16 protein-coding genes are annotated in these 17,738 nt (G+C 72.6%); 10 read left to right on the forward strand and 6 right to left on the reverse strand.

Annotated features, from left to right (window positions below):
- The 3 genes from AB0950_RS37750 to AB0950_RS37760 all read right to left on the reverse strand — a co-directional run.
- A partial coding sequence (locus AB0950_RS37750; RefSeq protein ID WP_360162073.1) for a response regulator occupies positions 1–233 on the reverse strand: 233 nt, incomplete at its 3' end.
- Positions 234–278: 45 nt separating this feature from the next.
- Positions 279–833 carry a DUF5133 domain-containing protein gene (locus AB0950_RS37755; protein ID WP_360162075.1) on the reverse strand — a complete coding sequence of 185 codons (555 nt, stop codon included), beginning with the start codon at positions 831–833 and terminating at the stop codon, positions 279–281.
- A gap of 136 nt (positions 834–969) precedes the next feature.
- The gene (locus AB0950_RS37760; protein WP_360162077.1) at positions 970–1,593 is read right to left on the reverse strand and encodes a hypothetical protein; all 624 of its coding nucleotides are present in this window, start codon (positions 1,591–1,593) and stop codon (positions 970–972) included.
- 211 nt (positions 1,594–1,804) lie between these two features.
- Here AB0950_RS37760 and AB0950_RS37765 point away from each other — a divergent pair, with 211 nt between their 5' ends.
- Entirely contained in the window at positions 1,805–2,635 is an 831-nt protein-coding gene (locus AB0950_RS37765) for a hypothetical protein (protein ID WP_366780495.1), read from the forward strand.
- Positions 2,636–3,294: 659 nt separating this feature from the next.
- Here the strand turns inward: AB0950_RS37765 and AB0950_RS37770 are convergent.
- A complete protein-coding gene (locus AB0950_RS37770) occupies positions 3,295–3,420 on the reverse strand; it encodes a hypothetical protein (RefSeq protein WP_360162081.1) in 126 nt (41 codons plus the stop codon).
- A gap of 179 nt (positions 3,421–3,599) precedes the next feature.
- A complete protein-coding gene (locus tag AB0950_RS37775; protein WP_366780496.1) occupies positions 3,600–4,922 on the reverse strand; it encodes a HAMP domain-containing sensor histidine kinase in 1,323 nt (440 codons plus the stop codon).
- Positions 4,923–5,110: 188 nt separating this feature from the next.
- Here AB0950_RS37775 and AB0950_RS37780 point away from each other — a divergent pair, with 188 nt between their 5' ends.
- The 3 genes from AB0950_RS37780 to AB0950_RS37790 are packed head-to-tail and all read left to right on the forward strand — an operon-like array spanning position 5,111 to position 10,447.
- A complete protein-coding gene (locus AB0950_RS37780; protein WP_366780498.1) occupies positions 5,111–9,133 on the forward strand; it encodes a Pls/PosA family non-ribosomal peptide synthetase in 4,023 nt (1,340 codons plus the stop codon).
- Positions 9,130–9,807: a BPL-N domain-containing protein gene (locus AB0950_RS37785; RefSeq protein ID WP_360162087.1), complete on the forward strand. Its 678-nt coding sequence runs from the start codon at positions 9,130–9,132 to the stop codon at positions 9,805–9,807. The genes AB0950_RS37780 and AB0950_RS37785 overlap by 4 nt, the downstream gene beginning before the upstream one ends.
- Positions 9,808–9,811: 4 nt before the next feature.
- Complete coding sequence (locus AB0950_RS37790; RefSeq protein ID WP_360162089.1) at positions 9,812–10,447, forward strand: 4'-phosphopantetheinyl transferase superfamily protein; 636 nt, start codon at positions 9,812–9,814, stop codon at positions 10,445–10,447.
- A 42-nt stretch (positions 10,448–10,489) separates the two neighbouring features.
- Here AB0950_RS37790 and AB0950_RS37795 read toward each other — a convergent pair whose 3' ends face one another.
- Entirely contained in the window at positions 10,490–10,705 is a 216-nt protein-coding gene (locus tag AB0950_RS37795) for a hypothetical protein (RefSeq protein WP_360162091.1), read from the reverse strand.
- Between the two features lie 159 nt (positions 10,706–10,864).
- On the opposite strand from AB0950_RS37795, the gene AB0950_RS37800 reads away from it, so the two are divergent.
- The 6 genes from AB0950_RS37800 (at position 10,865) to AB0950_RS37825 (ending at position 17,709) form a co-directional block, all read left to right on the forward strand.
- A complete protein-coding gene (locus tag AB0950_RS37800) occupies positions 10,865–11,542 on the forward strand; it encodes a response regulator transcription factor (protein ID WP_360162093.1) in 678 nt (225 codons plus the stop codon).
- Between the two features lie 3 nt (positions 11,543–11,545).
- Entirely contained in the window at positions 11,546–12,922 is a 1,377-nt protein-coding gene (locus tag AB0950_RS37805) for an ATP-binding protein (protein ID WP_366780499.1), read from the forward strand.
- Between the two features lie 138 nt (positions 12,923–13,060).
- Positions 13,061–13,693: a hypothetical protein gene (locus AB0950_RS37810; protein ID WP_360162097.1), complete on the forward strand. Its 633-nt coding sequence runs from the start codon at positions 13,061–13,063 to the stop codon at positions 13,691–13,693.
- 5 nt (positions 13,694–13,698) lie between these two features.
- Positions 13,699–14,412, forward strand: a complete 714-nt coding sequence (locus AB0950_RS37815) for an ABC transporter ATP-binding protein (RefSeq protein ID WP_360162099.1) — start codon at positions 13,699–13,701, stop codon at positions 14,410–14,412.
- Positions 14,399–15,061: an ATP-binding cassette domain-containing protein gene (locus AB0950_RS37820; RefSeq protein WP_360162101.1), complete on the forward strand. Its 663-nt coding sequence runs from the start codon at positions 14,399–14,401 to the stop codon at positions 15,059–15,061. Before AB0950_RS37815 ends, AB0950_RS37820 begins: the two co-directional genes overlap by 14 nt.
- The gene (locus tag AB0950_RS37825) at positions 15,058–17,709 is read left to right on the forward strand and encodes an FtsX-like permease family protein (RefSeq protein WP_366780500.1); all 2,652 of its coding nucleotides are present in this window, start codon (positions 15,058–15,060) and stop codon (positions 17,707–17,709) included. Before AB0950_RS37820 ends, AB0950_RS37825 begins: the two co-directional genes overlap by 4 nt.
- The last annotated feature ends 29 nt before the right edge of the window (positions 17,710–17,738 follow it).

Below are 17,738 nucleotides of genomic sequence, written 5' to 3' on the forward strand. Positions count from 1 at the left end.
AGCATCAGCACCGGCGCGTCGACGCCGCGAGCGCGCAGGGCCAGGCAGACGTCGCGGCCGTCGGCGTCCGGGAGCCCGAGATCGAGGACGACCAGATGGGGCGCTGGTGCGAGCTGCCGCAGCAGGCTGTCGGCGGTGGCGGCGACGGAGACGGTGTGGCCGTCGTGCTCCAGGGCGCGCTTGAGGACCCCGCGGACCGCCGCGTCGTCTTCGCACACCATGATGAGAGCCACGTGCTGACCTTAGATACTCTCGTCCCAGTTCTCCATCTGCCCTGGTCAGGCGCCTGACGGTCGGGAGCAGGCCGCTGGTGCCCAACGCCCCTGCCCTGAAGCCGCGACGGTCGGGCGCGACCTGCCGAGCCGCAGCAGAGGGGGTTCGCGGGAGGGCCACAATGGGTCGCATGGACTCTGTGCAGGAGTACGTCGACTCCATTGCGCCAGGTCACCGTCCGCTCTTTGACCGGGTGAGCGGGCTGATCGTCGAGGAATTCCCGCAGGCGAGCTTGGTCGAGCTTGGCGCTGTCGTACGGAATGCCCACCTGCCGGGTCGAAAAGCGCAGCCCGCACATCGGTGTCTGGCGGCACGGCGTCTCGATCTACGGGTGGGGAACGGACCGCGATGGTGGGCTGCTTATGTCTCATCGCCTCGTTCATCTGCTGACGGGCGACGTACAGCGCCGTGTCCAGTCGGCGGGTGCCGGTGAGCAGGCACAGTGCGTGGGCCGCGTCTTCGAGCCGACGGGCGTTCTCTGCGCTGTGGTCGACGGCCAGGCGGCGCCTGAGCGTGTCGCATCGTTCGACCAGCTCGCGCAAGTGCGGAGGGGACGCCATGACCAAGACTGCCTCCCGTACGGGCTGGCCCGCATCGATCACTCTTCACCCATACGGCGCCGCTGGCGTGGACGTACGTCAGGACAAGTGAGCCGGCCAGGGCCACGGGTACGACGACGTCCGAGCACCCGGTCGATCAGGGAGCGGGCAGGGTGAGCCGGGTCAGGATGCCCGCCGCGCAGGGCAGCACCACGCCGACGAGGGTGAAGCCGCCGCCCGCAGTGTGGACACTCGCGGCGATCGAGCCGGCGTAACCGCCACTGAGTAGCGGAGACAGCAGCTCGATCACCAGCGGTGTGGTAAGGGGGCTCAGGAGGGTGGAGGCGAGGACCAGGCCGACCATGGTGGGCTGGTCGCCGTCGCCCTTGCCGGTCCGCACCGTGGCCCCGGCCGCCCCCGGCATCGCGACGATCATGATCATTGCGGTGACGAGGCCGCTGCCACCGTCGGAGTCGGGCGAGGCGTGCAGCAGGACCGCGACGAGCGGGATGATCAGCAACGGGATCGCCGGGTGCAGTGCGAGCCCAGCCAGCAGTGCGCTCGGGCGCCGGAGCACTCGGCCCAGCTCACGGACGGGGACCTGGAGTCCGGCAGAGAACAGCACCAGCCACAGCAGGCATGGTGCGGTGGACACCGGCAGTCGGATCAGCGGCCCGAGCGGCAGATTGTGGGTGTGGCGCAGCCATAGGCCGGGGCCCGGAAAGATCAGGGCGGGGGCGTAGGACAGGACGGCGACCGGCCCAGACGGCGACGCAGCCAAGCGGTTGCGCGGTCAGTGATCGCTGGGTCGGTTGTCGGAGTGTGCATGGGGGTCTTCTTCCGTCGCGGAGGCAGGGGCGGGACGGAGGACCTGTATGCGGAGACGATGCGTGTACGTGTGCAGCCATGGTCCGGGTACGGACCGGGCGTGACGGACGATCCACGGCGGCGGTCAGGATGTGTTCAGGTGCCGGGTGGCACGGTCGTGCAGCGTGGCTGATGAAACCTCTGAGAGTGAAGTTCTTCCGAAGGTCGGCCAGGCAGTACCCGCCCGGCTGCGCTGGAACAAGGTGCCCGAGGTCACCGTCTTTTTCTGGATCATCAAGGCGCTGTGCACGACGGTTGGCGAGACCGCCGCGGACCTGCTGAAGGGGAAGGCTGGTTTGGGGCTGCCCGGTGCCTCCGTGCTGATGAGTGCCCTGCTGTCTCTTGTCCTGGTGGTCCAGTTCCGCTCCAAGGGGTACCGCCCGGGTGTGTACTGGCTCGCCATCGCGCTGATCAGCGTCGTCGGCACCTTGGTCAGTGACAACCTCACCGACGACATGGGCATGGCGCTGGGGACCACCACCTCGGCCTTCGCGATTGCCCTGGTGATCGTCTTCGGTCTCTGGTACAGCACCGAGCGCACCCTGTCGATCCACCACGTCGACACCACCCGCCGTGAGGCGTTCTACTGGCTGGCCGTGCTGTTCACCTTCGCGCTCGGCGCCTCCGTCGGCGAGCTGGTCGCCGAGGAGGTGAACCTCGGCTACTGGGTGTCGACCGTGCTCTTCGCCGCGGCCATCGCCGCGATCGCCCTCGCCTGGTTCTCCCTCGACCTGAGCGCGGTCTGGAGCTTCTGGATCGCCTACATCCTCACCCGGCCTCTGGGCGCCTCCGTCGGCGACTGTCTCTCCCAGCCCACGGGCGACGGCGGCCTGGGTCTGGGTACCGCCGTCACCAGCGTGCTGTTCCTGGCGGTCATCCTCGGTCTGGTCGTGTACCTATCGCTCGCCCGCAAGGACATCGCCGCACCAGAGCAAGCAGAGGTACCCGTGGCTTGAGCCACCGCCATCCAGACCACACTAGGCAACGCTGCCGGTGTCTTCGCCCGATCCGGACGAATGTGGGAGCCGGACACCCACGCTGACGAGGGCAAACAACCCCTGCCATACGCGGCGGTCCCCGGCGCCGGGCGGGATCGGGGGCCGTCAGCACGAGTGCCGGCTCAGGGAAAAGGTGGGTGTTTCCACCGGACCAGCGCTCCGTCGGTAAGGAAGTCACGCGGCAGGCAGGTCGAGCGTCCCGGATCACCACCCGGACTGCGAGGCGGGGTCGATGGCGAACGTGCCGTGGGCGCCGGTCAGGTGAATGGTGCGCGCGAGAAGCGGGGACGGCGCACAGGCGTAGGTCCACGCCGCCGCAACCGCTCTGTCCGCTGAGATCATCGTGGTCGCGCAATTCACAGGCCCATGATGCGGCTGCTGTGGATCAGAGGTCGCTGCGCAGCAGCCGGTACACCGCCCCTGCCAGTGCCGTCCAGTCGTGGACGACAAGCAGCGGGTGACGGGGTGGTCGAGTCCTGGGTCAGCGCGAAGATCTGTTCGCCCGCGTGGCTCGGCAGGTAAGGGCCGATGTCGCCCCGCCACGAGGTGGGCAGCAGGGGGACCGGCCCAGGCACCAGCAATGAGGGCGGCGACAGAACCGAGATGCCGTCGGCGACCTACCGCAGCAGCGCCACCAGGGTGGTGCCGATCACGCCGACCATGCTGAGGTGGGGCCCGGCGCCCAGCAGGCTGCGCACGGCGTCGGCGTGACCGAGGCCCGTGGCTGCAGGCGCGCCGGACACGGTCTGGCTACGGCGACTGCATGGGAGACAGTGGGGAGCGCACGCGGTGCGAGGCGTCGGCGAGGACCGCGAGCGCACCGTCGATGGGTGATCACCGGCACGAGCACGGCTTCCGCTGCGCGCCTCACCACCGGGGCGAGCGCGGGGAACACCGCTCCTAGGCGCGGCGGTGTCTGGCCTCACTCGCTCGATGACGGGGCCACCTCGGACGCCGTCCCGCCGACCGGGACGAGCAGCGTGAAGGCAGCCGGGGCCCTGCCGGTCAGGGAGAGCCGACCCCCGAGGGACACCGCCAGGTCGCGGGCGAGGGCGAGGCCGATGCCTGTTCCCTGCCCATCGCTGTGGCCGCGGTCGAACAGCCGTGCCGCCGGGCCGCGCACCTCTCCCTCGTCGGTGACGTCGAAGGCGAGGGCGTCGTCGAGGTCGCGTACGGTCAGGCGCACGGTGCCGCGCCCGTGGACGCAGGCGTTGTCCAGCATGATGTCGAGGATCTCCGTGACGGGTCCGCCGGACACGGGGATGTCGTCCGAGACGTCCCGCGCGAGGCACTCGAAGCGCCTGCCGGCTTGGGCGAACGGGCCGTGCCAGCGTTCCTCCGTGGCTCTGAGCACCTGGCCGAGAGGGCGATTGGCCGCCCTGGTCCGGGGGAGCGCGGCGGACGTGGACAGGCGCAGGACCTCCTCCACCGTGCGGTGCAGTCGCCGGGTGGTGTCGAGGGCCTCGGCGAGGACGGGGCGCAGCCGGGAGTCGTCGTCCTGTTCCATGCCGGACTCCAGCGCGAGCTGAAGGCCGGTCAGCGGTGTGCGCAGTTGGTGGGAGGCGTTGGCGGCGAAGTCGCGTTCACGGCGCAGGAGTTCGGAAAGGCTGTGCAGCATCTCGTTGTGGGTGCGGGCGACCTGGTCGATCTCCGCGACGCTGCTGGGGGCCGCCCGGGCGGTCAGGTCGCCTTCGGTGACTGCTCGGCAGTGACGGGAGAGATCCTCCAGTGGGGCTGCCAGTACGCGTGCCTGGCGGCGGGCGACGAGGACGGTGACGGTCAGCGCGACCCCGGCCACGCCCAGCAGTGCCGCCCATGCCACCAGGACCCGGTCCCGCACGGCAGCGGCCGGGGACGACGCCCGTACGACTCCGATCACGTGCTCGGCGTGCGAGACGGGCACGGCCACGACCAGGTCACCGGCCGACCGGCCCCGGACGGCCTCCCCGCCGAGGGCCCGGCGGACGGAGGTGTCGGCGGTCGCGGGGCCGTCGCCCGCCCGCAGCCGCGCCTGCGGGTCGTACAGGCCGAGGTGCCCGCCGGCCGGGGGTGAGGGAAGCTCTACGGGGTCGCCGCTCGCGTAGTCCGGACTCACCCGCACGGCCCCGGCCAGGGCGGCCCGTTCCAGGCTGTCGCGCTGGCCGGTGTACAGGGCGGAGCGGACGGCCAGGGCCAGGGGGACGGCGAGGAGAACGACGGCGACCAGGGCGGCGACGACGGCGACTCGCACCACGCGCTGTCTCATGCCCCCATGATGCTCCCTCGCCCGGTCGGCGAAGCGGCATCCGCCCTACCTCCAGCGGTCGGCCACACCGGGACGGCCTCTCAGCGTTCTCTCAGCACGTGCCGTCCAGGCTGAGAAGTGCCCGGGAGTTGCGGGCGCCCGGGCTCCCCACCCCCACCGCTCCCGGACCGCGATCCAGAGAAAACGCCATGACTTCCGACACCGCCGCTCCTGCTGTCACTCTGGCCCCGGGCCGCGAGGCACCGGCCGGCGAGGGCTCCGCCGGGCTGAACCGGTTCTTCGAGGAGGCCTGTGACCGAACCCCCGACGCCGTGGCCCTCGAATGCGGCGCCCGGCGTCTGACCTATGCCGAACTGGACGCCCGGGCCAACCAGGTCGCCCACCTGCTGCGCCGTCTCGGTATCGGCCCGGACAGCCGCGCGGCGCTGCTTCTGCCGAGGTCCGTGGAGATGTACGCGAGCCTGCTCGGCGTGTGCAAGGCGGGTGCGGCGTTTATGCCGGTCGATCCGCAAGCGCCCGCAGACCGGGTGGCCTGCATGGTCCGGGACGCCGGTGTCGACGCGGTGCTGACCTGCTCCGCCCGTGCGGCCGACGCGGGGCAAGCGATGCCGCGCGGGGCGTGCGCTGTCGTCGAGACGGACTCGTGCGCCGGGGATCTGGCGATGCTGCCCACCACGCGGCCGGCCGAGGAGACGGGCGTCGGGGCGGATCCGCCGGCTTACGTGATGTACACCTCGGGATCCAGCGGCAGGCCGAAGGGCGTCGAGATCGCCCGGTCGAGTATCCGCAACTTCGTGCGCGTGGTGTCCCCGGTCTACGGCATCCGGCCATCAGACCGCGTGTACCAGGGCATGACCATCTCCTTCGACTTCTCGATCGAGGAGATCTGGCCCACCTGGGCGGCCGGTGCCACGCTGGTCGCCGGTCCGTCGGGCCCCGGACGGCTGGGGGCCGAACTCGCCGACTTCCTGGACTGGCACGCGGTGACCGCCCTGTACTGCGTTCCCACCCTGCTGGCGACCATCCCGCGCGACCTGCCACACCTGCGCAGCATCTTCGTCGGCGGCGAGGCGTGCCCCGCCGCGCTGGTCGAACGCTGGAGCAGACCGGAGCGGCGCATCCTCAACACCTATGGGCCGACCGAGGCGACCGTCACGGCCACCGTGCAGGAGCTGCGTCCGGGCCGACCGGTGACCATCGGCCGCCCCTTGCCGACGTACACGGTCGTCCTCCTCGACGAGCGGCGCGAGCCCGTGCCGCGGGGGGCCGTCGGGGAGATTTGCCTGGGCGGGCCGGGGCTTGCCCGGGGATACGTCGGCCGACCGGACCTGACCGCCGACCGCTTCATCCGTCACGCCCTCGCCCCCGGGGGAGGGCGTCTGTACCGCACCGGTGACCTCGGCAGGATGACCGCGCAGGGCGAGATCGAGTATCTCGGCCGTGCCGACGCGGAGGTGAAGATCCGCGGTTACCGGGTGTCGCTGGAGGAGATCGAGAGCGTTCTGATGGAGGACCCGCGCGTCGCGCAGGCGGCCGCGGCGCTCGTTCCACACGGCGGCGGGGAGGAGCGGGTCCTGGCCGGATACGTCGTGCGGGCCGCGGACGGCGGCGCCGACGAGGCGTCTTTGTCCGCCCGGCTGCACGAACGCCTGCGGCGTGCGCTGCCCGCCTACATGGTCCCGGCGACGCTGGACTTCCTCGACCGACTGCCGGTCTCGCCGAGCGGCAAGACCGACCGCGCGCGGCTGCCCCGGCCGTCCGGCCGCCGCCTCGCGGCATCCGGCCGCATGGCTCCGGTCCGCGACATGCGGGAGGCGCGCGTGCGCGACGCCTGGGCCCGCGCGCTCGGTGTCCCGCCCCAGGAGGTGTCGGCCGAGGCCGACTTCTTCACCGACCTCGGCGGGCACTCCCTGCTCGCGGCCCACGCCGTATCGCTGCTTCGGGAAGAGGGCGGCGGCAGCGGCCCGACGCTGCGCGACCTGTACGAGAACCCCACCGTCCGGACCTTCACGGCCCGCCTGTACACACAGCGGGGCTACGGGGACGGCCGGGCCGTGGAGTGCCGCCGCGTGCCGCCGCTGAGGCACGGCCGGGTGCGGATCGCGCGGGCGGGTCTGGCACAGGCGACGGCGCTGTACTGCCTCCTGCTGCTGCTCACGGCACCGCTGGCCCTCTCGTACACGCCTCATCACGGCCTGCTGCCGGCCACAGGCGCCGCCGAACCAGCGCTCGGCGTACTGGCCGGCTACACGGCCGTACGCTGGCTCGCCCCCGTCCTGCTCGCCCGGCCGCTGGCCGCCGGGATCAGGCCCGGCCAGTACCCACTGTGGGGGGCCACCTACCTGCGCCTGTGGACGCTCGACGTGCTGCTACTCGGCCTGAGCCCGGTGCGGATGCTCAGCGGATCCACGCTGATGGGCCCGTACCTGCGACTCCTGGGGGCACGGGTCGGCTCACACACCACCATCGCCACGAGCGTGATCGGCCTGCCGGCACTGTTGCGCATCGGCAATGAGGCGGCGATCGGCTACGGAGCCACCCTGCGCCCCTGGCAGGTCGCCGACGGATGGGTCACGATCGCTCCGATCACCGTCGGGGCACGGGCGTACGTCGGCGCCAACGCCGTCTGCTCACCCGGTGCCGAGCTGGGCCCCGGCGCCGCGCTCGGCGAGCAGTCCCTGGCGGGCCCGGGCGAGACGATCCCCGCCGGATGCCGCCGCGCCGGATCGCCCGCCCGGCCCGTCGAGGAACTCTCGCCGCTCGCCGAGTCACTCCTGAACGCCCCGCACTCGGCGGACCGCCGACGGCCAGGGCACGTGGCCACCACCCTGCTCGGCCTGGCTCTGCTGGAAGCGGTGCCCGTCGTCGCGGCGGCGCCGGGCGCGGCCCTGTGCTGGTGGGCGTGGCGGCGCGGTGAGCCCGCCGTGACCGCGCTGTTCGGGCCCGTCTTCGTGGCCACGGTGTGCCTGGTTGTCGGCGTGGGCAAGCGGGTGGTGCTGCGCCGGACACCGGTGGGTGTCCATTCCGTACGGTCGGGGCTCGGCGTGCGCAAATGGGTCGCGGACAAGCTCCTGGAGGAGAGCCTGGCCCTGACCAACTCGCTCTACGCCACCCTCTACACCGCTCCCTGGCTGCGGCTGCTCGGGGCACGGGTCGGCCGCGGCGCCGAGGTGTCCACCGTCGCGCACATCGACCCGGACCTGCTCACCCTCCGCGACGGCAGTTTCGTCGCGGACATGGCCGGTATCGGCGTCGCCGCCTTCGCCGCCGACCGCATGGCCGTCGCACCCTCCGAGGTGGGCGAGCGCGCCTTCGTGGGGAACGCGGCACTCGTGCCCGCCGGTAGCCGGCTCGGCCCGGGCTGCCTGGTCGGTGTCGGCAGCGTGTCACCCGCCGGTCCGGTGCCGGCCGACAGCACCTGGCTGGGCTCGCCCGCGCTACGGCTGCCGGTGCGCCAGGACAGCGGACAGTATCCAGAACACATGACGTTCCGGCCGACCCGCAGGGCCGTACTCGGCCGCCTGGCCGCCGAGTTCGTCCGTACCACCCTGCCCGCCACGCTCCCCGCCGTCGGCGGCTTCGGGTGCCTGCTGGCTCTGTCCCACCTGGCCCGCCGCGCCGGGCCGGTGGTCACGCCGCTGGTCTCCCCGCTGCTCGCCATGGGTGCCACGGCGGCCGTCGTCGGGTGCTGCGCGCTGGCCAAGTGGACGGTCGCCGGACGGTACCGGCCGCGCGTCGAACCCCTGTGGAGCCTGTTCGTCCGCCGAACCGAGTTCGTCACCGGCCTGTTCGAGGGCGCCGCGGTACCCGCGGGCGTCGGCGCCCTGGTGGGGACCCCGTTCCTGCCGCCCGTACTGCGCCTGTTCGGCGCCCGCATCGGCCGGCGCACCTGGATCGGCACCACGTACCTGACCGAGTTCGACCTCGTGGAGGTGGGCGACGATGCCGCGATCGGCATGCACGTCTCCCTGCAGACGCATCTCTTCGAGGACCGGGTGATGAAGATGTCGACGGTGACCGTGGGCCCCGGCGCGAGCGTCGGCCCGCGCACGGTGGTGCTGTACGACGCCGTGGTCGGCGCCGGAACCCGGCTGGGTGCGCTGTCCCTGGTCATGAAGGGGGAACACCTGCCCGCCGGCACGGACTGGCAGGGCCTGCCGGCCGAGGGCTGCACCGGGCCGACGGCGGAACGGACCGGGAGGCGGCCATGACGGGTCCGTCCGCGACACGCCGCCTGCTGGCCCTCGTCTATCGCGGGCCGGCCTCCCTGCCCGGCTGCCCGGAGGCGGTCGCGAACCTTCTGGCCTCCGGTCCCTGGGACCTGGATGTCCGCTACACCGGGCCCCACGAGCCGCTCCCGCTCTCGGCCGCATCGCTGTCCCAGGCCGTGCTCTACGCCCAGCCCGGCGGCGGCACACTCGACTCCGCCTACCGCATCCTGCGACCGCAGCGCCGGGCGATCCGGGACTTCGTCCACGGTGGCGGGCACTACCTGGGCTTCTGCCTGGGCGGTTATCTCGCCGGAGCCACACCGGGCTTCGACCTCCTGCCCGGCGACACCGATCAGTACATCGCCACCGCGGGGGCAACGGTCCACGATGAGGGCTCCACTGTGGTGCGCGTGATCTGGCAGGGGTCCCCGCGCAGCGTGTACTTCCAGGACGGCCCCGCCTTCGTCCTCGACACCGGTGCCGCCGCGCGGATCCTCGCCCGCTACGACAACGGCGCCCCCGCCGCCCTCGTGGCCCGATTCGGCGCGGGCCGGGTGGCCGTCACCGGACCGCACCCGGAGGCCACTGACGACTGGTACACCGACCACGGCCTGCCCGTGCACCACACCCGGGACCTCGCCCGCGACCTGGTGGAATCGATGTGGCGGGAGTGAGCCCATGGCAGACCTCGGCCCCCGCCTGTGGCTCGTCCGCACGGCACCCGGCACCTGGCAGCCCGACTCGATGATCCTGAACAGCGCGGAGCGGCGGCGTGCCCGCGCCTTCGCCCGGCCGCAGGACCGGTCCCGGTACGTCGCCGCGCACACCGCCCTCCGGCTGCTGCTCTCCGCCGAAACCGGTGTCGCCCCGCGGCACGTGGCGATCATCCGGCAGCCGTGCCCGGTGTGCGGCGGCCCGCACGGCCGGCCCGTGCTCGCGGACGGCCCGCCGCACTTCTCCCTCGCCTACAGCCAGGACCTGTGCCTGATCGCGCTCGCCCGCACCGCCATCGGCGTCGACCTCGAACGCGTCCCGCCCCCGGAGGCGGCGGCCTCCCTCGCCACCACCCTCCACCCCCAGGAACGGTCCGAACTCGACCGTCTGCCCGCAGACAAGCGGGCCCTGGCCTTCACGCGAGCCTGGGTGCGCAAGGAAGCCTGGCTCAAGGGGATGGGCACCGGTCTGACCCGGAGACTGTCCACCGACTACGTCGGCACGGGCGCGCGCCGGGCCGCGCAGCCTGCGGGCTGGACCATCACCGACGTCACCGTCGACCCGACGCGAGCCGCGGCGATCGCCGTACGGCACGGCTGACGGCACCGTCCACCGGTGCCGTCAGCCGTGCGGGGTCTGCCACTATCCGAAGGGCCGTTCGGCCACGAACGCGGAGCGCACCAGACGCTCGCGCCGCTCGCCTTCCGTCTCCCGGCGTCCCTCGTCACGCCGCCGGTCGTCACGCGGGTTGTCGTCGCGCCGCTCCCCGGTCTCACGCCGGCCGTGGCGCTCCTGCTGCCGCGAGCGCCGCGAGGCGTGCTCGCCCCGGTCCCGGCGCTGCTCCCTGAGGTCGCTCATCGTCGTTCTCCTCCCTCGCAACCCCCGTGCCTTCCTGAGCACTCCAGCCTGCGGTCCGGGCACTGAGAGCAGGCTGAGAGGCGCCCCGCTTCTCAGCTCCTTCTCAGCCGACGGCCGTCACCGGTCACGGTTATGGTGGACGGGAGACCAGGGGCTGCCATGCGGACGCTGATCATCGAGGACGAGCGCCAACTCGCCGCGGCGATCGCCGAGGGACTCGCCGCGGAGGGCTTCGTCACGGACGTCGCCCACGACGGGCCGGACGGCCTGTGGCGGGCACTGACCGAACCGTACGACGTGATCGTGCTCGACATCATGCTGCCCGGCCTGTCCGGCTACGAGGTCCTCAAGCGGTTGCGGCGCGCCAGGGTCTGGACGCCCGTGCTGGTGCTCACAGCGAAGGACGGCGAGTACGACGAGGCGGACGCCCTCGACCTCGGCGCCGACGACTACCTGAGCAAGCCCTTCTCCTACGTCGTCCTCATCGCCCACCTCAGGGCACTGCTGCGCCGCGGCGCACCCGCCCGGCCCGCGGTGCTCCGGGCCGGCGACCTCAGCGTGGACCCCGCCCGCCACCGCTGCCGGCGCGGGGAGCGGGACATCGAACTCACCGCCCGCGAGTTCGCCCTCCTTGAGTACCTGGCCCGACACACCGACGAGGTGCTCAGCAAGACGGAGATCCTCACCCATGTGTGGGACGAGCACTTCGACGGCGACACCAACATCGTCGAGGTGTACGTCGGCTATCTCAGACGCAAGATCGATGCCCCGTTCGGCCGCAGCACCATCCAGACTGTCCGCGGCGCCGGATACCGGCTCCGCAGCGCCGCGGGGTGACCGGTGACCGCCGGTGCCCGGTCCTGGTGGGGTCGCAGGTCGCTGCGGCTGCGGCTGACCACCGCCGCGGCCCTGGTCATCGCCGCCGGCCTGGCCTCGGCCGCCATACTCCTCGTCGTCTGGCTGCACGCCAACCTGGTCCAGGACCTGGACACCGCCGCCCTCCAGCGTGCCGAGGTCGTCGCGGCGGACGCCGACACCACCCAGGCCGGTGCGGAGATACCGGCCACCGACCACGGAGAGGTCGCGGTACAGATCGTCGACCGCAACGGCACTGTGATCGCCAGCTCGGGAAACCTGCGCGGTCGACCGCGGGCATTCTTCTTTCCGGCGAGCCGGTCCAGCACCCCCCGGGCGCACACCATTCACGACATCCCGGTCGGCGAGAACGGATCCTGGCGGGCCGTCGGTGTCCCCGCCGGTTCGGCCGCCAACCCCGTGACGGTGTACGTCGCCGTACCGACCGAGAGAGTCGACCAGGGGCTGGCCCGGCTCACCGCCGGCCTGGCCGTCGGGACACCGGCCGTCGTCGCCCTGCTCACGGCGGTGGTGTGGCAGCTCACCGGCCGCGCGCTGCGCCCAGTGGACGCCCTTCGCGCCCAGACCGCTGAGATCACCACCTCCGACCTCGGCCGCCGACTCGACGTACCGCCCACAGCGGACGCCCTCGCCAGACTCGCCGTGACGCTCAACGACCTGCTGGAACGCCTGGACACGGCGACCCGGCGACAGCGGCGGTTCATCGCCGACGCCGCCCACGAACTGCGCAGCCCCCTCAGCGCCCTGCGCACCCGGCTCGACGTGGCCGCCCGGCACGCCCGCTCGCCGGAGACACGGGCCCTCGCCGCATCCCTGCTGTGGGACAGCGAACGCCTCACCCGGCTCGTCGACGACCTCCTGCAGCTGGCGCGGCTCGATGACCGGATCCGGATCCGGACCCGCCCCGTCGATCTGGACGAGATCGTCTTCACCGAGGTGCGCGAGGCCCGCCACCGCACACAGGTCCCGATCGACCAGCACACCGTCGGCGCGGCACGCGTACCGGGCGACGCGGACGCCCTCGGCCGCGTCGTACGCAACCTCCTCGACAACGCCGTGCGCCACGCCCGCAGCCGGGTCACGGTCAGCCTGCGCACCGAGGACGGCACCGCCCGCCTGGTCGTCGCCGACGACGGCCCCGGCATCCCGGCCGCCGACCGGGAACGCGTCTTCGAACGCTTCACCCGCCTGGACGACGCACGCTCCCGGGACACCGGCGGCTGCGGCCTCGGCCTGGCCATCGTCCGCGACGTCGTCAAGGCCCACCGCGGCCGCACCCTGATCGAGGACAACCACCCCGGCGCCCGGCTGGTCGTCCTGCTCCCGGCTCAGGAGCCCTGACCCAGACCTGCGGATCCGGGGAGACCGGCCGCGCTTTTGCCGTCGTCTAACCGTCGGCGAGCGTGATGTTAACCGGCCGCTTCCTAGCGTGAGTGCCATGACCGTCCGGTTCCAGGGACTTCTCGGAGGGCAGTGGCCATGGCAGCACACGTACGGACACCCGCGGCCGTGGGGCTGGCGCTCGTCGCGGCGGTGACCGCCGGCTGCTCCGGCTCTGGCTCGACCTCTGCCAAGAGCTCTCCGCCCCCGAGTTCGACGTCCTCTCCGTCGGCAGGCAGCGCACAGAACAACGCGGCCCCCACCGAGTCGAACCCGCCCGGCGACATCCCCGACAACCAGGCGTACGTGCCCTTCAACGGACCCGGCTTCACCGTGAAGGTCCCCGAGGGCTGGGCCCGCACCGAGCGCGGCCACACCACCATGTTCACGGACAAGCTCAACACCGTACGGATCAACGCGTTCTCCGCCTCCACTGCCCCCACGGTCGGCTCGGTCACCAACACCGACGTTCCGCAACTCCGCGCGCAGGTCCCGAAGTTCGCGGTACCCAAGGCGTCCGAGGTGCCCCGGCACGCCGGCCGCGTCGTCCTGCTCACCTACCAGGGCGACTCGGCGAAGGACCCGGTCACCGGCAAGGTCGTGCGGGACGCCTTCGAGCGTTACGCCTTCTACCGCTCCGGTCACGAGGTGGAACTGACACTGTCCGGGCCGGTCAACGCCGACAACGTCGACCCCTGGCGCATTATCAGCGACTCCTTCGCCTGGCGGTGAGCGCCATGGCGGACGATGCGGTCCTCACCGCCCGCGAGCTCTACCGCTTCTACCGGGCCGGCGAGGAGGAGACGCTCGCACTGCGCGGGGTGTCCCTGGAGGTGCGGCGCGGCGAGACGCTCGCGGTGGTCGGGCCGTCCGGCTCGGGGAAGTCGACGCTGCTGGCGTGCCTGGCGGGGCTCGACGAACCGTCCGGCGGCGAGGTGCGCGTGAGCGGCGTACGGATCAGCCACCGTCCGGAGACCGAGCGGGCCCGGGTGCGGGCCCGGCACATCGGGGTGCTGCTGCAGACCCGCAACCTGCTGCCCCATGTGAGTGTCCGCGACAACATCCGCCTGGCCCAGCGGGCCCGCCCTGGCAGGCCCGCGCTCAGCGCACAGCAACTGCTCGGCCAACTGGGCGTCGCCGGGCGGGCGCACGCCCTGCCCCGGCAACTGTCCGGTGGCGAACTGGCACGCGCCGGACTGGCCGTGGCGCTGGCCAATTCCCCCGACGTCCTGTTGGCCGACGAACCGACCGGCGAACTGGACGGTGATACGGAGCAGGTCGTCCTCGCGCTGCTGCGCGAGCGGGCCGCTCAGGGCTGCGCGGTGGTGATCGTCACGCACAGCGCCGAGGTTGTCCGCGTCGCCGACCGGGTCGTCGGCCTGGTGGACGGAGTGACAGGCAGTGCTGTGATGGCACCAGAGCGGCAGGAGGCCCGGGATGGCACCGGATGAGACCCTGGTCGCCTGCCGGAACGCGGCCCTCACCTTCGGCCGTGGCCCGCAGGCGGTCGTGGCCGTGCACGGCGCCGAACTGGAGATCGGAGCCGGTGACCGGCTCGCAGTCGTCGGCCCCTCCGGGTCGGGCAAGAGCTCGCTGCTGCACCTGTTGGCCGGGCTGGAGCAGCCCACGAGCGGCACGGTGAGTCGGGCTGCCTCCCTGGGGCCGTACGACATCGGCCTGGTCTTCCAGGGCGACAGCCTGATCCCCGCCCTGAGCGTGGTCGAGAACACCGCTCTCCCGTTGGTCCTCGCCGGCCGGTCGGAGGAGGATGCCTGGCAGGCCGCCCTCGCTGCGCTCGGGCTGGTGGACGCGGCCGACCTGGCGGACCGGCTGCCCGAGGAGATCTCCGGCGGTCAGGCCCAGCGGGTGGCCGCTGCGCGGGTCCTGGCCCAGGCGCCGCGCCTGATTCTCGCCGACGAGCCCACCGGCCGACTGGACCACGCCACCGGCGGCCGTGTCCTGGATGCTCTGCTGACGGCCGCCGACCACACGGGCGCTGCCCTCGTCGTCACCACCCATGACCCAGCGATCGCCGCGCGCCTCACCGTCCGGCGCACCATGCGCGACGGCAGGCTGCTCGCACCGGAAGAGGTGTCATGATCACAGCCTGGACGCGGGGTCTCGCCCGCCATCGCACCGGACGCCTGCTGGCCGCCCTGGCCGGCATCGCACTCGCGGTCGGCCTCGTCGCCGCGCTCGGCTCCTTCCTCACCGCATCGAAGGCGACCATGACCCAGCGCGCCGTGCGCTCGGTCTCCGTCGACTGGCAGGTCCAGGTACAGCCGGGCGCCGACCCGAACAGCGTGCTGTCCCTGGTCCGCAAGGCACCTGGCACCCGGGCCGCCCTGCCGGTCGGCTACGCCCGCACGAGCGGCTTCAGCGCCCACGTGCAGGGCAGCACCCAGACCACCGGCCCCGGTATGGCCCTCGGCCTACCCGACGGCTACCGTGCTCTCTTCCCCGACGCGATCCGCACCCTCTCCGGCTCCTCCACCGGTGTCCTGCTGGCCCAGCAGACCGCCTCCAACCTGCACGCCGCCCCCGGCGACACCATCGGCGTCCAGCTGCCCGGTGTGGGAGTGCGCCAGGTGAGGGTGGATGGCGTGGTCGACCTGCCCCAGGCCGACTCCCTCTTCCAGACCGTCGGCGCACCCAGCCAGTCCCAGCCGACCGCGCCCCCGGACAACGTCGTCCTGCTGCCCGCTGCCCGATTCGCCGCGCTCACGCACGGCTCCACCGGCGCCACCACCCAGATCCACGCCGCCCGCGACACCACGCGCCTGCCCTCCGACCCGGCCGCCGCCTTCACCGCGGTCACCGGTGCGGCCCGCAACCTGGAGGCCCGCTCCTCGGGTGCCGCCCTCATCGGCAACAACCTCGGCGCCGCCCTCGACTCCACCCGCCAGGATGCCCTGTACGCCCAGATCCTCTTCCTCTTCCTCGGCGTCCCCGGCGCCGTCCTGGCCGCCGTCCTGACCGCCGCGGTCGCCTCCGCCGGAGGCGAGCGGCGCCGCCAGGAACAGGGCCTGCTACGGCTGCGCGGCCTGCGCCCCCGCCAGATCACCGCACTCGCCGGGCTGGAAGCGGCCCTGATCGGTGTCGCCGGCGGCCTGGCCGGACTGGGCGTCGCCGCCCTGACCGGCCGCCTCGCCTTCGGCAGTGCGTCCTTCGGCGCGAGCGCGGGTACCTGGGCCGCCTGGTACGGCACCGCCTTCGTCCTCGGCGCCGTAGTCGCCGCCGGAGCCGTCCTTGTCCCCGCCCTGCGCGACCTGCGCGCGGTAACCGTCGCCGAGACTCGCAAGGAATCCGGCGCGCGCAGCACGCGCAGCCCGTGGTGGATGCGCTACGGCCTGGACTTCGCCCTGCTGATCGGCTCCTGGCTGGTCTTCCGCGCCTCCTCCGGCAACCAGTACGCCCTCGTCCTCGCCCCCGAGGGCGTGCCCAGCATCTCCGTGTCCTACTGGGCCTTCCTCGGACCCGCTCTCCTGTGGATCGGCGCCGCCCTGCTGCTCTGGCGGCTCACCCTACTCGCCCTCACCCATGGCCGCCCCGCCCTGGCCCGGCTGGCCCGGCCACTGACCGCGAGCCTCGCCGGCACCACCGCTGCGACCCTTTCCCGGCGCCGCCGCCCGCTGACCCGCTCGGTGGTGCTGCTCGCCCTCGCGGTGTCCTTCGCGGTGTCGACCGCCGTCTTCAACTCCACCTACCAGCAGCAGGCCGAGGTCGACGCCCGCCTGACCAACGGCGCCGACGTCACCGTCACCGAACCACCCGGTGCCCGTGTCCCACCCGGCGCCGGATCCGCCCTGCAGGTCTCCGGCGTACGGCATGTCGAACCCCTCCAGCACCGCTTCGCCTACGTCGGCTCCGACCTCCAGGACCTCTACGGCGTCCGCCCCGGCACCATCGCCCAGGCCACCTCGCTCCAGGACGCCTACTTCGCCGGCGGCACCGCCCAGCAACTCATGCGCAAGCTGGCCCAGCGCCCGGACAATTTGCTGGTCAGCGTCGAGACCGTCAACGACTTCCAGCTTGCCCCCGGCGACACCGTCAACCTGCGCATCCAGGACGCCCGCACCAAGGCCCTGCGCACGGTCCCCTTCCACTACGCCGGCATCGTCAAGGAGTTCCCCACCGCCCCCAAGGACAGCTTCTTCGTGGCCAACGCCTCCTACATCGCCAAGGCGACCGGCAGTGACGCGGTGGGCGCCTTCCTCCTCGACACCGGCGGCATCCACCAGAAGCAGATCGCCGCACAGCTTCGGGCCAAGCTGGGCACGGGCGCCACGGTCACCGACCTCACCCAGACCCGCGGCACCGTCGGCACCAGCCTCACCTCTGTCGACCTGGCCGGACTCACCCGCATTGAACTCGCCTTCGCCGTCCTGCTGGCCGCCGGTGCCGGAGGACTCGTCCTCGCCCTCGGGCTCGCCGAGCGCCGCCGCACCTTCGCCATCGCCACCGTCCTCGGCGCACGGACCCATCAACTGCGCGGCATGGTCCTCACCGAGGCCCTCCTGCTGGCCGCGGTCGGCCTGGCCGGGGGAGCGGCGATCGGCTGGGCGCTGTCCGAAATGCTGGTCAAGGTGTTGACGGGGGTCTTCGACCCACCGCCCACCAGTCTGTCGGTCCCCGGCGCCTACCTCGCGCTCACGGCGACCGCCGCCCTGCTCGCCGTGCTGGCCGCAGCCCTGAACGGCATCCGCGGCGCCCGACGTCCCGCCGTGGAGGAGCTCCGCGACCTGTGAGCAGTCCGGACACGCCAACGGCCGTGCCG

The organism is Streptomyces sp. NPDC007189 (assembly GCF_040703635.1).
Classification (GTDB): domain Bacteria; phylum Actinomycetota; class Actinomycetes; order Streptomycetales; family Streptomycetaceae; genus Streptomyces.

Coding starts and splice junctions, on each gene's coding strand:
- AB0950_RS37755 (WP_360162075.1), bottom strand. CDS start 833: ATGGCGTCCCCTCCGCACTTGCGCGAGCTGGTCGAACGATGCGACACG.
- AB0950_RS37775 (WP_366780496.1), bottom strand. CDS start 4,922: ATGAGACAGCGCGTGGTGCGAGTCGCCGTCGTCGCCGCCCTGGTCGCC.
- AB0950_RS37780 (WP_366780498.1), top strand. CDS start 5,111: ATGACTTCCGACACCGCCGCTCCTGCTGTCACTCTGGCCCCGGGCCGC.
- AB0950_RS37785 (WP_360162087.1), top strand. CDS start 9,130: ATGACGGGTCCGTCCGCGACACGCCGCCTGCTGGCCCTCGTCTATCGC.
- AB0950_RS37790 (WP_360162089.1), top strand. CDS start 9,812: ATGGCAGACCTCGGCCCCCGCCTGTGGCTCGTCCGCACGGCACCCGGC.
- AB0950_RS37795 (WP_360162091.1), bottom strand. CDS start 10,705: ATGAGCGACCTCAGGGAGCAGCGCCGGGACCGGGGCGAGCACGCCTCG.
- AB0950_RS37800 (WP_360162093.1), top strand. CDS start 10,865: ATGCGGACGCTGATCATCGAGGACGAGCGCCAACTCGCCGCGGCGATC.
- AB0950_RS37810 (WP_360162097.1), top strand. CDS start 13,061: ATGGCAGCACACGTACGGACACCCGCGGCCGTGGGGCTGGCGCTCGTC.
- AB0950_RS37815 (WP_360162099.1), top strand. CDS start 13,699: ATGGCGGACGATGCGGTCCTCACCGCCCGCGAGCTCTACCGCTTCTAC.
- AB0950_RS37820 (WP_360162101.1), top strand. CDS start 14,399: ATGGCACCGGATGAGACCCTGGTCGCCTGCCGGAACGCGGCCCTCACC.
- AB0950_RS37825 (WP_366780500.1), top strand. CDS start 15,058: ATGATCACAGCCTGGACGCGGGGTCTCGCCCGCCATCGCACCGGACGC.